We start from the raw sequence: 13,796 nt of genomic DNA, 5'->3' as shown, positions 1-13,796 counted from the left end.
TCAGGAGGAAGCGGTCAGGACGGCATGCGGATGACGCGGCCGGCGCGGCTGCCGGTCATCTGGCCATCCCTAAGCGCCAGTTCGCCATTCACCATCACGTGGAAGATGCCGGAGGCGGCCTGGCGCGGCACCTCATAGGTGGCGTGCGCCTTCACCGTCATGTGGTCGAACACCACGAGGTCGGCCTTGGCGCCCTCGGCGATACGGCCGCGATCGGGCTGGCGCAGGCGGTTCGCCGCCGTGCTGGTCATGTGGCGCACGCATTCGGCGAGCGTCAGGACCTTCTCCTCGCGCACATAGGTTTCCAGCATGCGCGGGAAGGTGCCCCAGGAGCGCGGATGCGGCCGGTCGCCGACGAGGATGCCGTCGCTGCCGACGGTGTGCTCGTCGCGCTGCATCAGCGCGCGCACATGTTCCTCATGGCCGATGAAGAAGACGCAAGGGGCGCTGCGCTCGGTGGCGACCAGGATGTCGAGCGCGAATTCGGCCGGCTTCTTGCCGACCTTGGCCGCGGCGGCGGCGAGGTCCGTCTCCATCACCCATTCGAGGCCGGGCGCGCCGGGCGTGCCGACGACATGCACGGTCGACCAGTTGACGGTCAGGCCCTGGTGGCCGTCCGAGCCGGTGACGTCGAGCGCCTCGATGATCTTGGCGCGCTGCTCGGGAGAGCGCAGGCGGGCCATCTGCTCCTCGCCGGTGCCGGCGAGCGCCCAGCCCGGCAGCTGCGACAGCAGCGTCGTCATGCCGGCGAGATAGGGATAGCTGTCGAAGGTCAGGTCGACGCCGTCGGCGATGGCGTCATCGAGCATTTTCAGGAGTTCCGGCAGCTTGCCGCGGTTGCACTCGAAGGAGAGATGCGTGTGCGCGAGATGCAGCGCGACGCCGGAGCGGCGGGCGATCTCGAAGCATTCGCGATAGCCGCCGAGCGCGTCGAGGCCGTAATTGCGGTGGTGCGGGCAATAGAAGCCGCCATATTCGGCCACGACCTCGCAGAGCGCGACCAGCTCGTCGGTGTCGGAATACATCGCCGGCACATAGGTGAGGCCGGTCGAGAGGCCGACGCCACCTTCCTCGAGCGCGGTGCGCAGCAGCGCCTTCATCTGCTCCAGCTCGTCCGGCGTGGCGAGTCGGGGGGCGTTGCCCATCACCAGCATGCGCAGATTGCCGTGCGGCACGAGATAGGCGGTGTTGACGGCCGTGTTGCCGTCGAGCCGCTTCAGATATTCGGCGACCGAGCGCCAGTTCCAGTCGAAGCCCGGCGGGTCGTCGTTCCAGCCCTTCAGCTGGGCGCGCAGCTCGGCCAGCGTCGCCTCGTCGATCGGCGCGTAGCTCAGGCCGTCCTGGCCCAGCACCTCGGTGGTCACGCCCTGCGTGATCTTCGAGGTGTGGTCCGGCTGGACCAGCACCTGCAGATCGGAATGGGTGTGCATGTCGATGAAGCCGGGGGCGATGATCAGCCCGTCGATGGCGATCTCCCGGTCGGCTTCGAGCTTTTCGCTGCCGTCGGTGACGCGGAGGATACGGTCGCCGGCGACGAGCACGTCGCCGCGCACGGGTTCCGAGCCGAGGCCGTCGACGATGATGCCGCCGGAGAAGAGCGTGGTCTCAGAAGTCATTCTGTGGGGATCCGTATTCTCTGCCCGGTGCGGGCGCTTTCGTAGATGCCGTCGGTGACGGCGACGACATGCGCCGCGAGCCGGGCCGTCAGGCCGGCGGGGGCGGGCGAACCTTGCGCGCAGGCGATCAGCGCCTTGGTCGGCGCCCCCGCGTCGTACAGGCCCGACGCTTCGTCGGGGCCGTATTCGACGACGTCGCCATTCGCCCGCACCAGACGGACATGGTCGGCGATCGAATCGAGCCAGATCTGGCCCTTGGATCCGTAGAGCGCCATGTGCCATTGCGGCCGCGCCAGATAGGCATGCGTCGAGGCGCTGCTGATCGCCGCCGAGCCGCCGCCGGCGAAATCGGCGTTGACGGTGGTGTGCAGGTCGATCTCGCGGCCGGGTGGGTAGGTGCTGGCGCCGACGGCGACGATCGGTTCGCCCGCCAGCCATTCGATCAGGCCGAGCTGGTGCGACATCGAGACGGCGGCCGAACCGCCGCCCGAGACCTTGCGGTCGGTGTAGGTCGAGGCATCGGACGAACCGTCGCCGCCCCAGCCGCCATCGGTGCCGCCCATCAAGAGCGCGCGCGTATTGACGGCGAGATGCATGGTCATCTGCTCGACCGCGCCGATCTCGCCGGCGTCGATCAGCGCCTTCGAGAGCGCGAAGCCGGGCGCCGCCGGCCAGCCGAAGCCGACCAGCAACACGCGGCCGACCCGCTCGGCGGTGTCGCGCATGCGCCGGGCGGCGCCGGCCTCGAGCGCGAAGGGCTTTTCGACCAGCACATGCGCGCCGGCCTCGAGCGCCGCGATCACCTGCTCCTCATGCGCCACAGGCGGGCTCGACACGACGACGATGTCGGGCCGCTCCGCCAGCACGTCGCGCCAGTCGGCGAAGGCCAGCGGCACGTCGAAGTCGGCGGCGAGCTTCTTCGCCGTCTCGCCGTTCGGGCTGGAGAGCGCGACGAGCTCGACGTCGGGATGGGCGGCGAGCGCCGGCAGATGGCTCGATTGCGACCAGGCGCCGGCGCTGATGACGCCTGCGCGGATGGACTTCGTCATTTCACGGCTCCGGCGGTCAGCGCGCCGACGACGTGGCGCTGGAAGATGACGACCAGCACGACGGGCGGGATCATCGACATGACGGTGGCGGCGGCGAGTGAGTTCCAGTTGAACTGCTGCACCGACTGGAAGCCGGCGAGGAGCGGCGGCACCGTCAGCTGGTTGGTCAGCACGAGCGAATAGAAGAACTCGCTCCAGGACTCGAGGAAGATCAGCACGCCGGCGGCGACGAGGCCGGGGCGGGCGATCGGCACGATGATGATCCAGAGCGTCTGCAGCCGCGAGGCGCCGTCGATCTTGGCGGCTTCCTCGATCTCGCGCGGCATCTGGTCGAAGTAGTTCTTCAAGATCATGATCGCCAGCGGCAGCGTGAACACGTTGTAGCTGATGATCAGCGCCCACGGCGTGTTCAGGATGCCGACGACGCGGAAGGCGACGAAGAACGGGCCGATGATGGCGATCGCCGGGACGACTCGCGAGACGATGATCGCCAGTTCGAACCCGCGCGATCCCGTGAACGGATAGCGCGACAGGCCGTAGGCGGCGATACCGGCGATGAAGAGGTTCAGGATCACCAGAACCGAGCTGACGAAGAAGCTCTGGCCGATCGCCGGGATCAGGCGGGCGCCCATGTCGGTGCTGCCGAAGCCCTTCGATCCGGTCGCCCCGGTCAGCACCGACAGGTAGTTGTCGAAGGTGATGCTGGAGGGGATCATCGGGAAGGGTTTCACGCCGAGCTGGGTGGGCGTGATCAGGCTGGAGACGACGAGGTACCAGACCGGCAGCAGGATCCAGACGGCGAATACGGCGACGCAGAGATAGAGGATGACCGTCGCCGTCGTGCTGCGCTGCAGGCCGGCCGCGGTGGCGGCCTTGCCGCGGCGACGCGAGGTGCGGGTGAGGGCGATGTCGCTCATGCCGATTGCCTTTCCGCACGATAGAGCAGCTTGACGGTGAGGAGGCCGCCGGCGAGCGCGATGAAGCCGAGGATGACGGCGAGCGCCGAGCCGAGGCCGATCTGGGTGACGCCGAAGAGCTGGCGGTAGATCAGGATCGACAGCACCTGCGTCGCGTCGCCGGGGCCGCCCTGGGTCATGGCGAAGATCACGTCGAACTGCAGGAAGGCGTAGATGATGTTGAGCACGGTCACCGTGACCAGCGCCGGCTTCAGCCAGGGCAGGGTGATGTTGCGGAAGCGCTGGAAGACGCCGGCGCCGTCGAGCGAGGCGGCCTCGTTCAGGTCTTCCGGTAGGGTCTGCAGGCCGGCGAGCAGCAGGATGCCGGCGAAGCTCGCCTGGCGCCAGACGGCGGCGATGATGGTGAGCACCAGCGCCGAGTTCGGGTCGGCCATGAAGTCGTAGTAGTCGGTGGTGGCGCCGAGCATCAGCAGCACCGCGTTCAGTCCGCCGACGCTGCCGTCGGCGAACCACTTCCACAGGATGCCGATCACCAGCCACGGCGTCGCCCACGGAATGATGAGCAGGGCGCGGGCGAGGCCGCGTCCGACGAAGCGTTGGTTGAGCAGGATCGCCATGCCGAGGCCGAATAGCGTCGAGAAGATGACGAAGCCAACCGAGAAGACGAAGGTCACCCAGGCCGAGCGCCAGAACACCGAACTGCCGAGCACGATGGTGTAGTTCTCGAGCCCGACGAACGGGCCGAGGCTGCGGCCGTTCGCCGGCACGTCGTGCAGGCTGTAGAGGATGGTCAGGACGGTCGGTATTAGGAGCAGGACCGCCAGGATGACGCCGGCCGGCGCCGTCAGCTTGACGCCGAACAGCCTGTCGCCCCGGTTCAGGGCGCCGCTGGATGTAGGTGAGGCCGCCACGGTCACTCCCTTCAGGCATTGTCTGGGGATCTTGGGCGCCGGAGGGCAGGGTCGGTCGGACCATGCCTCCCGGCGCGTATTTCCACGCATCTCGTCCCTTAAGGCGAGGCGCAGGACTTTCTCCGGCGAGGGCGCGAACCCTCACCCGCCGGCCTGCGGCCGTCGGCCTCTCCCCTCGGGGAGAGGCGAAGAACGGCGCGCGAGCCTTAGAGGCTGCGGCCCTTCTGGGCGGAGTTCGCCGCGGCGGTCAGGTCCTCGACCGTCTTCTTCGGCGTCGCCTGGCCGAGCAGCAGGGCGTGGACGATGTCGCCGACCTTGGCCTGGAAGTCCGGATACCAGGGCAGCGTGCGGGCCGGGATGACCTTGGAGCCGGTCTCGAAGGTCTTCGAGATCAGCGGCAGGTCGTAATAGTCCGGGAAGGCGGCGATGACGTCCGGATCCTTGAAGAAGCCCGGATAGGGCGCGGCGAGGCCGGCGGCCTTGGCCCACTGGTTGAAGACCGTGAACTTGCCGGCCGAATCCTTCCAGCCGTAGAACTTCATCAGGTCCCAGGCGGCGTTGCGGCGCTCCTCGTCCTCGATCTGGCCGAGCTGCAGCACTTCGCCGATCTGGAAGGTGTGGTTGGAGCCGCCGATCGGGCTCTGCATCACATTGGCCGATTCCGGGCCGTTGAGGCTGCGGATCGAGGTCAGGAAGTAGTGGTGCAGCACGAAGAAGGCGGCGTCGCCCTGCGCCATCACGTTGGAGAGCTTGCCCGGATCGTCGTTCAGCACCGACTTCGGGGCGAGGCCGTCCTGGTACATGGTCTGCCACCAGGCGAAGACGCCCTCGGTCTTCGGGTCGTCGGCGAAGACCGGCTTGCCGGCCGTGTCGAACGCGGTGATGCCCTCGTTCAAGAGGTAGGTGTGCAGGTATTCCTCGCAGAATTCCTTCACCCAGTAGGCGACGTAGGGGCTATCGACGATCTTCTTGTCCTTGAGCGCCTTCGACGCGTCATGGATCTCCTGCAGCGTCTGCGGCGGCGCGGCGATGCCGGCTTCCTTCAGCATGCGGTCGTTGTAGTGCATCATGTGCACGGCCGAGAAATAGGGCGCGCTGATGATGTCGCCGGCCGCGTTGACATAGGCGGGGCGGGCGCTCTCGAACATGTCGGCGACCATGTCGTCGACGCCGGGAAGATCGTTCAGCTTGGCCGCCCAGCCCTGGTCGATGAACTTCTGCGAGTTGTAGGCGAAGTTATAGAAGAGATCGATGGCGTCGCCGCCGCGCAGGCGGGTCTGCAGGGCCGGCGAGAAGCCGAGATTGGGGATGACGGCGACGTTGACGGCGGGGTTGCCCTTGGCGGTCCATTCGCCGACCAGCGTCTTGATCGTGTCGGGCTGGAAATCCCAGGCGAGCATGTCGAGCGTGCCGGAGAACGCCGCCTCGGCGCGGCCCGCGAGGCCCGGCGCCAGGATGGCTGCCAGCGCCGTGGCGCCGCCGGCCTTCAGAAAGGCGCGCCGATCGAGGCCGCCCGGGCGCTTCGTCGAATTGTTGGATGTCATTCTGAACCCCTTCCCGTGGATGGTGTTGAAGCCGTTTGGGTAGTCGCCAGGGTCCGGGCCCGAGCCCTCGCCGCCGCCGTTCCCGGCCTCGCGGGCGTGTGATCCGCCCTTCGAAGCCCGGTCGTTCCTGATCCGGAGCCTTGTTCCGGCCCTGTCCGGCGCGTTGGCGCCGACCGGGCGATGGATGCCGTCCCCGTTTCCTTCGGTCCCCGTGGCCGAGGGCCCCTCTGCCCTCGCGCGCTCCGGTCTTCGGACCGACCCGTCATGTCGAGCTGTATCACGCAATGACGAGCGTTATCAAATATCAACGTATAATATTGCTCGTAAAATAATCGCGATCACGGGTTCGTGCACGGTTTTCGGAAACCCAGCCGCCGCTTGCCGTCGGCACCGCCCGCCGGCTGGCTGCCGGATCGGTGAAAGCCAGGACTGCGATGTCCGGGGGGGCGTTGGTTTGGGATGTAAAGTTCATCTGGTGAATTTTGAATTTGTTATGTGAACCAGACTAAAAAGACCGGCGTCGACCTGTCAAGCGCGGCGGCGGCGATGGCGGGTCGCGGCGGGCGGCCGCGGCATCCGGGGCTCCGCAATATCGGCCCGTCTCGGCGGCCCGGCGCGGCGATGGTGCGCGCGCAAAATCGCGGATATCGTGGGGCGAGGAGCAATTGGTGGGGGGTACGCATGGCGTCGGAGCTGTCTCCCAGGCTGGCCGGGATCGTCGCGGCGCTGCCGCTGAAGCCGGGCCTGCGCGTGCTCGAGATCGGCTGCGGCCCCGGCGCGATGGCGCGCGCCATCGCCCGCCGCATCGGTCCCGGGCAGGTCCTCGCCATCGATCGCTCCGCCACGGCGATCGCCCAGGCCATGGCCGCGTCGGCGGCCGAGCGGGCCGCCGGAACCCTCGTGCTGCGTCGGGTCGCGATCGAGGATTTTGTGCGCGCGCCCGAGGAGGCGCCCTTCGATCTCGCCGTCGCCGTCCGGGTCGGAGCGCTTGACGGGCGGCATCCGGAACTCGAGCGCCAGGCGCTGGAGCGTCTCCGGGCTGCCCTCACGCCTGCCGGCCGTTTCTTCATCGACGGCGGCGAGCCGTTGCGCGAGATTTCCCTGCGCGCCTAGGCGCGAGGAGGCGCCCTCAGAGCGCGATCCCGGCGTTGGCGCGGCCCTCGGCGGTGATCGCGGCCTGGATGTGGCGGACGATCTGCGCGGCATGGGCGCTCGCGAGCGCATCGGCCCGCTCGACATCGCGGGCGACGATCGCGGCGATCATCGCCGCGTGCTCGTCGACATATTCCCGCGGCAGCACGTCGCGGAACGAAGAATAGTAGAGCCGCAGGATTCGCCGGCCCTCGTCGAGCAGCTGGGTGAACAGCTCCGTGTAGTAGCGGTTGCGGCCGGCGCGGGCGATCTCGAGATGGAAGTCGCGGTTGGTGGCGATCATCGCCAGAGCGTCCCGCGCCTCCACCGCGCGAGTGAAGGTCTCCTGCAACGCCCCGATCCGCTCGATGTCGTCGTCGCGGTGATGCAGGGCCGCCAGGCGGGTGGTGACGCGATACATCAGCGTCAGCGCGTCGAAGAACTGCGGCAGGCTCAAAAAGTCGATGTTGGCGACGATCGTCGCCCGGTTCGGCAGCGTGGTGATCAGCCCCTCGGCCGCCAGGCGGACCAGCGCCTCGCGGATCGGCGTGCGCGACATCGCGAAGCGCTGCGCCAGCTGCACCTCGTCGATCGGGCTCCCCGGCGGCAGGACGAGCTCGATGATGTCGTTCCTCAGCGCCTCGTAGACATGTCCGACGCCGGATCCGCGCCGGTGTCCGGCCGGATTGTCGACGCCCTCAGCGCCGCGCTGCTTGTTCATCGTGACGGCCACCCTTCGCGTTCCCGTGTCACTTCTTAGCCAAGGATGCGGCCCGCGTCACGGCCTCGCCGGCGCGGCGCGCCCGCCGGACGCGCGACTCCGAAATTTGTCGACACAGAAAATACAAATGCTAGAATGGCCGGGATCCAAGCTGTTTCGGGATGCGCGCTCGCGCGCGGCTCACAGGGAGACCACCATGAAGTCCACGATCTTCTCAGGCTGCATTCCGGCATTGATGACGCCGTGCAAGGCTGATCGCACGCCCGATTTCGATGCGCTGGTGCGCAAGGCGAAAGAGCTGGTCGCCGCCGGCATGTCGGCCGTCGTCTATTGCGGCTCGATGGGCGACTGGCCGCTGCTCTCCGACGCGCAGCGCATGGAGGGCGTCGAGCGCCTGGTGAAGGCCGGCGTGCCGGTCATCGTCGGCACCGGGGCCGTCAACACCGCCAGCGCCGTGGCCCATGCCGCGCACGCCCAGAAGGTCGGTGCCAGGGGCCTGATGGTCATTCCGCGCCTGCTGTCGCGCGGTTCGTCGGCCGCCGCCCAGCGCGGCCATTTCAAGGCGGTCCTCGCCGCCGCGCCGGACCTGCCGGCCGTGATCTACAACAGCCCCTATTACGGCTTCGCCACCCGCGCCGATCTCTTCTTCGCGCTGCGCGCCGAGCATCCGAACCTGGTCGGCTTCAAGGAGTTCGGCGGCCCCGCCGACATGACCTACGCGGCCGAGAACATCACCAGCCGCGACGACGACGTCACGCTGATGGTCGGCGTCGACACGGCGGTCTTCCATGGCTTCGTCAAGTGCGGCGCGACCGGCGCGATCACCGGCATCGGCAACGTGCTGCCGAAGGAGGTGCTCCACCTCGTCGCGCTCAGCGCCGCCGCCGCGAAGGGTGATGTCGCGGCGCGTGTCCGCGCGCAGGAGCTGGAGGAGGCGCTCGCCGTGCTGTCCTCCTTCGACGAGGGCCCGGACCTGGTGCTTTATTTCAAGCACCTGATGGTGCTGAAGGGCGACGCCGAATACACCCTCAACTTCAACGAGGCCGACGCGCTCAGCGACAGCCAGCGCGGCTATGCCGAGGCGCAGCTCGCCCTGTTCGACGCGTGGTATGCCGGCTGGAGCCATCAGCTCGAAGCGGCGCTGAAGATCGCGGCCTGACCGCTGTGAAACGACAAGGCCCTCTCGCGAGGGCCTTTTTCTTTCGCGAGGCGTCCCGGGCGGCGGGAAGGGACGCGCCTCGCGGGGAAGATCCCCAGGAATCCGCGCTTCCGCGCCGGCCCCGGCCTTGCCGGGCAGGATCGCGCGAGGCGGTCGGATGCCGCCGCTTCCTTCCGTAGCGTCCGTCTTGGATTCTGCCCGACGGCGCGCGCAACTCCGGCCGCCGGCGTTGGAAACGGCAAAACACCGCGCCGTCGCGCCGGTCGCGGGTGATCTGGAAACGGGAAGCGTTGTGTGACACGACTACGCGATCACACCAAGACAAAGTCGGGGAGAAGGGTAATGCGACTGAAGGGGCTTCTGGCCATGGGCGTGGCCGTCATGCTGGGCGCGGCGCCCGCGGCGGCCGGTGAACTCAGCTTCTGGCACGCCTATGCCGGCCAGCAGGACAAGACCGATTTCATCAATTTCGCGCTCGATGCCTTCGCCAAGGCGCATCCCGACATCAAGCTCGACGTCGTGCCGGCGGAACAGTCCGCCTACAAGACCAAGCTGAATACCGCCATGGCCTCCGGCAATCCGCCGGACGTGTTCTATACGCTGCCGGGCGGCTTCCTCGGCGCCTTCGTCGATGGCGGCCAGATGTACGCGCTCGACGAGGACCTCGCCAAGGATGGCTGGGGCGCCAGCTTCCTGGAGAGCGCGCTCGCCCAGACCACCAAGAACGGCAAGGTCTACGCCGCGCCGGTCGACGTCGACGCCGCCGTGTTCTGGTACAACAAGGCGCTGTTCGCCGAGCATGGCTGGGAAGTCCCCAAGACCTATGACGAGCTCGTCGCGCTCGCCGAGAAGATCAAGGGCGAGGGCCTGATCCCGTTCGCGCTCGGCAACAAGGATTCCTGGCCGGCCACCTTCTGGTTCCAGTATCTCGAGATGCGTCTGAAGGGCTCCGGCGCCGTCGCCGCCTTCGTCAACAAGGACGCCGACGCGACGCTGCAGCCGGAAGCCGCCGACGCCTTCGCGCGCATCGCCGACCTCGCCCAGAAGGGCTATTTCCCGATCGGCTTCAACGGCATGAGCGACCAGGAAGCCAACATGCTCTTCCTGAACGGCCAGGCCGCCATGCTGCTGAACGGCACCTGGCAGATCGGCGCCTCGAAGGACGCGCCGGAGGGCTTCGAGCTCGCCTCCTTCGCCTTCCCGGAAGTGGCCGGTGGCAAGGGCGACCAGACCGACGTGCTCGCCGGTGTTGCGGCGGCGTTCGGCATCTCCGAGAAGGCCGCCAACAAGGCCGACGCGGTGACGCTGCTGCGCTTCCTGACCTCGCCCGAGGTGATGACCAAGTATGTCGACCTGCGCAAGACGATGGTCACCGTCAAGGACGCAACCACCGAGGCGGCCGCCGGCCCGGTCCTCTACGGCATCAGCAACGGCCTGATGAAGTCGGCCGGCCATCTCGATCCGTTCTACGACACGGCGATGCAGCCCAAGGCCACCAACGCCTACTACACCAGCCTGCAGGGCGTGCTCGACGGCTCGGTGAAGCCGGAAGACGCCGCCAAGAAGCTCGAAGACGCGCTCAAGGCCGGCCAGTAGTCCTCCCAGTTCACGACCATGCGGCGGGGGCGACCCCGCCGCCTGCGTTTCCGAGGAAGCTCCCGCGGAAAGCCCAAGGAAGACCCAAGGAAAATCCATGACATCGACTTCGCGCGACGTGGCGCCAAAAGAGCAGACCCGGGCGGCGCTGCTGTTCCTGCTGCCGGCCTTTGTCCTCATCGCGGTCTTCGTCGCCTATCCGATCGTCTATGCCGGCTGGCTGTCCTTCTTCCAGTGGGACGGCGCCTCGGCCCCGGCCTTCGTCGGACTGGACAATTTCCTGCGCCTCGCCACCGACGCTATCTTCTGGAAATCGCTCGGCCGCAACCTCCTGATCGCCGCGACCGCGATCGTGCTGCAGGTGTTCCTGGCGCTGCTGATCGCCTATTGCCTGGTCCGCATCGTTCCATTCGTCAGCCGGCTGTTCCTGTTCTTCTACCTGGTGCCGGTGATGGTCAGCGAGATCTGCATCGGCCTGCTCTGGCGCTTCCTGTACAATCCCTATTTCGGGCTGGTGAACGCGAGCCTGAAGGCGCTCGGCCTCGGCTCGCTGCAGCGCGGCTGGCTCGGCGATTCCGCCACCGCCTTCCCGGCGGTCGTGGTGGTGATGAGCTTCACCTATCTCGGCCTCTATGTGCTGCTGTTCGTCGCCGCCGTGCGCAACGTGCCCGAGACGCTCTACGAGACGGCCGAGATCGACGGCGCCGGCCATTTCACCAAGTTCTTCTCGATCACCGTGCCGATGGTCTGGGACGCGGTGCGCGCCAACACGCTGCTCGCCATCATCGGCTCGCTGAAGACCTTCTCGCTCGTCTTCGTGCTCACCAATGGCGGCCCCAACCACGCCAGCGAGGTGGTCTCGACCTATCTCTACAAGGCCGGCTTCAGCAGCTTCGAGATGGGCTACGCCGCGACGATCGGCTTCGCCCAGATGGTGCTGACGGCGGCGGGCGCCTTCATCATCTTCCGCTATCTGAAGCGGGCGCGCGGCGGGAGCGAACGATGAGCAAGCGCGCCGCAACCCTCGCCGCGTCCGGCCCCGTCACCCGCGTCACGCCGACGACGATCGTCGTGCTCGCCGTGCTGACCGCGCATGTGCTGATGGTGATCTTCCCGTTCGTCTGGATGGGCTATAGCACCTTCAAGACCAACAAGGAGTTCATGCGCTCCGTCTGGTCGCTGCCGACCACCTTCTCCTTCGACGCCTATATCGGCGCCTGGAGCGGCGGCGCGCTCGGCACCTACGCGATGAACTCGCTCTGGATCATGGCCGGCGCGACCTTGCTCACCGTGATCGTCGCGACGCTCGCCGGCTATGCGCTCGCCGTCTACAAGCCGCGCTGGATGGCCGGCGTCGAGCTGAGCCTGATGGCGGCGATGGCGATCCCCGCTTATGTCGCGCTGGTGCCGCTGGTCGTGCTCTTGCGCAATGCCGGGCTGCTCGACACCCATCTCGGCGTCATCCTGCCGACGGCGGCGTTCAACATCCCGGTCTCGATCTTCATCATGCGGGCCTTCTTCGTCACGCTGCCGCGCGAGCTCTTCGACGCGGCGCGGCTCGACGGCACCGGCGAGTTCGGCATCTTCCGCCACATCGCCATGCCGATCGCCTGGCCGGCCATGTTCACGGTCGCCGTCGTCAACATGATCTGGGTCTGGAACGACTTCCTGTTCCCGGTCGTGTTCATCAACAGCCCGGCCCGCAAGACGCTGCCGGTCGGCCTGACGGATTTCGTCGGCGAGCACATCACCAACTACCCGGTGATGCTGGCCGCGATCCTGATCGCCGCCATCGCCCCCTTGGTCCTTTTCGTCTTCTTCGAACGCCAGATCACGTCCGCCCTCCTGGGCGGCGCCGTGAAGGAATAATCAGGAGCTCCCCCATGTCGTCCAAGCCCCCGCTTCCGGACCTGAAATTCGCCAGCCAGGCGGTGTTCTACGAGCCCGAGGAACACTCGCAGTCGATCAGCTACCCGATCTACATGTCGGCCAACTTCCAGTATGGCGGCGACATCTACGACCAGATCGTGGCCGGCGCGCGCAAGGAAGTGAACATCTACTCGCGCTGCGGCAACCCGACCGAGTACGCGCTCGAGGACCATGTCGCCAAGCTGACCGGCGGCACCGCCTGCCTCGCCACCGCCTCCGGCATGGCGGCGATCTCGCATGCGCTGTTCGGCATCCTGAAGGCGGGCGACCACCTCGTCGCCGACCTCACGACCTATTCCAGCACGCACGAGTTCTTCGATCACCGCGCCCAGGATTTCGGCCTGTCGGTCAATCTCGTCGACTGCACCAACGTGAAGGCCGTCGAGGCGGCGTTCACCGACAAGACCAAGGTGCTCTACGTCGAGTCGATCGCCAACCCGACCATGAAGGTGCCGCCGCTCAAGGCGCTGGTCGAACTCGCTCATTCGCGCGGCATCGTCGTCATCTGCGACAACACCTTCGCTTCGCCCGCCGTCTGCCGGCCGCATGATTTCGGCGTCGACGTCGTCGTCGAGAGCGCGACCAAGTTCATCGGCGGCCACAACGACGCCGTCGGCGGCGTGATCACGCTGAAGTCGGACATCCTGCCGGCCGACTGGCTCGAGGACGTGCGCTGGAACACGCTGAACAAGCTCGGCGCGCCGCTGTCGCCCTTCAACGCCTGGCTGCTTTTGCGCGGCGCGCAGACGCTGGCGCTGCGGGTCGAGAAGCAGTGCTCCAACGCGCGCAAGCTGGCGGAATATCTGGAGAAGCACCCGAAGGTGATGCGGGTGTTCTATCCGGGCCTCGAGTCGCACCCGAACTACGCCTCGGCCAAGGAGCAGCTGAAGGATGGCGGCGCCATGCTGTCGTTCCGCGTCGCGGACGAGATCTCCGGCGTGCGCCTCCTGAAGCGGCTGAGGCTCTGCTCCTTCGCTGCGAGCCTCGGCGGCCTGCGCACCACGACCCAGATGCCCGCCACCATGGCGTTCCTCGACATTCCGAGCCAGGAGCGCGAGGCGATGGGCGTCGTCGACGGCCTGGTCCGCTTCTCGGTCGGCATCGAGCACATCGACGACATCATCGCCGACGTCGACCAGGCGATCGCGCAGATGCACATCGACGTCTGACGTCGCGCTCTACGTCCATTCAAGGAGGGCGCGTCCGCGCGCCCTCCGCGCTCG

At 67.3% G+C, this 13,796-nt stretch carries 12 protein-coding genes; 6 read left to right on the top strand and 6 right to left on the bottom strand.

What is annotated here, in order from left to right; translation table 11 throughout:
* Positions 1-14: 14 nt before the first annotated feature.
* The 5 genes from G539_RS0120445 to G539_RS0120425 form a co-directional block, all read right to left on the bottom strand.
* Positions 15-1,616, bottom strand: a complete 1,602-nt coding sequence (locus G539_RS0120445; RefSeq protein ID WP_051231841.1) for an N-acyl-D-amino-acid deacylase family protein — start codon at positions 1,614-1,616, stop codon at positions 15-17.
* A complete protein-coding gene (locus tag G539_RS26400; protein WP_051231839.1) occupies positions 1,613-2,665 on the bottom strand; it encodes a Gfo/Idh/MocA family protein in 1,053 nt (350 codons plus the stop codon). Before G539_RS26400 ends, G539_RS0120445 begins: the two co-directional genes overlap by 4 nt.
* Positions 2,662-3,582 (bottom strand): carbohydrate ABC transporter permease, encoded by a 921-nt coding sequence (locus G539_RS0120435; protein WP_029076853.1) that lies wholly within the window; start codon positions 3,580-3,582, stop codon positions 2,662-2,664. Before G539_RS0120435 ends, G539_RS26400 begins: the two co-directional genes overlap by 4 nt.
* Positions 3,579-4,493 carry a carbohydrate ABC transporter permease gene (locus G539_RS25620; protein ID WP_245576927.1) on the bottom strand — a complete coding sequence of 305 codons (915 nt, stop codon included), beginning with the start codon at positions 4,491-4,493 and terminating at the stop codon, positions 3,579-3,581. The genes G539_RS0120435 and G539_RS25620 overlap by 4 nt, the downstream gene beginning before the upstream one ends.
* Before the next feature lie 206 nt (positions 4,494-4,699).
* Positions 4,700-6,037, bottom strand: coding sequence for an ABC transporter substrate-binding protein (locus G539_RS0120425; protein ID WP_029076852.1), 1,338 nt, complete (start codon positions 6,035-6,037; stop codon positions 4,700-4,702).
* 681 nt (positions 6,038-6,718) lie between these two features.
* Between G539_RS0120425 and G539_RS0120420 the strand changes: the two genes are divergently transcribed.
* Positions 6,719-7,150, top strand: a complete 432-nt coding sequence (locus tag G539_RS0120420; RefSeq protein ID WP_029076851.1) for an SAM-dependent methyltransferase — start codon at positions 6,719-6,721, stop codon at positions 7,148-7,150.
* Between the two features lie 16 nt (positions 7,151-7,166).
* On the opposite strand, the gene G539_RS0120415 is transcribed toward G539_RS0120420, so the two are convergent.
* Positions 7,167-7,889 carry a GntR family transcriptional regulator gene (locus G539_RS0120415; protein ID WP_029076850.1) on the bottom strand — a complete coding sequence of 241 codons (723 nt, stop codon included), beginning with the start codon at positions 7,887-7,889 and terminating at the stop codon, positions 7,167-7,169.
* Positions 7,890-8,085: 196 nt separating this feature from the next.
* Between G539_RS0120415 and G539_RS0120410 the strand changes: the two genes are divergently transcribed.
* From G539_RS0120410 to G539_RS0120390, 5 genes are all read left to right on the top strand, one after another.
* Complete coding sequence (locus tag G539_RS0120410) at positions 8,086-9,048, top strand: dihydrodipicolinate synthase family protein (RefSeq protein ID WP_029076849.1); 963 nt, start codon at positions 8,086-8,088, stop codon at positions 9,046-9,048.
* A 342-nt stretch (positions 9,049-9,390) separates the two neighbouring features.
* Entirely contained in the window at positions 9,391-10,644 is a 1,254-nt protein-coding gene (locus tag G539_RS25615) for an ABC transporter substrate-binding protein (protein ID WP_051231838.1), read from the top strand.
* Between the two features lie 97 nt (positions 10,645-10,741).
* On the top strand, positions 10,742-11,650 hold the full coding sequence (locus G539_RS0120400) for a carbohydrate ABC transporter permease (RefSeq protein WP_051231836.1): 909 nt from the start codon (positions 10,742-10,744) through the stop codon (positions 11,648-11,650).
* Positions 11,647-12,513 carry a carbohydrate ABC transporter permease gene (locus G539_RS0120395; protein ID WP_051231834.1) on the top strand — a complete coding sequence of 289 codons (867 nt, stop codon included), beginning with the start codon at positions 11,647-11,649 and terminating at the stop codon, positions 12,511-12,513. The genes G539_RS0120400 and G539_RS0120395 overlap by 4 nt, the downstream gene beginning before the upstream one ends.
* 14 nt (positions 12,514-12,527) lie before the next feature.
* Entirely contained in the window at positions 12,528-13,742 is a 1,215-nt protein-coding gene (locus G539_RS0120390; RefSeq protein ID WP_029076846.1) for a trans-sulfuration enzyme family protein, read from the top strand.
* Positions 13,743-13,796 lie beyond the last annotated feature (54 nt).

This window comes from Kaistia adipata DSM 17808 (assembly GCF_000423225.1).
Classification (GTDB): Bacteria; Pseudomonadota; Alphaproteobacteria; order Rhizobiales; family Kaistiaceae; genus Kaistia; species Kaistia adipata.
Note: the sequence above shows the minus strand (reverse complement) of the source record. Positions and strands in the feature narration are given on the sequence as shown.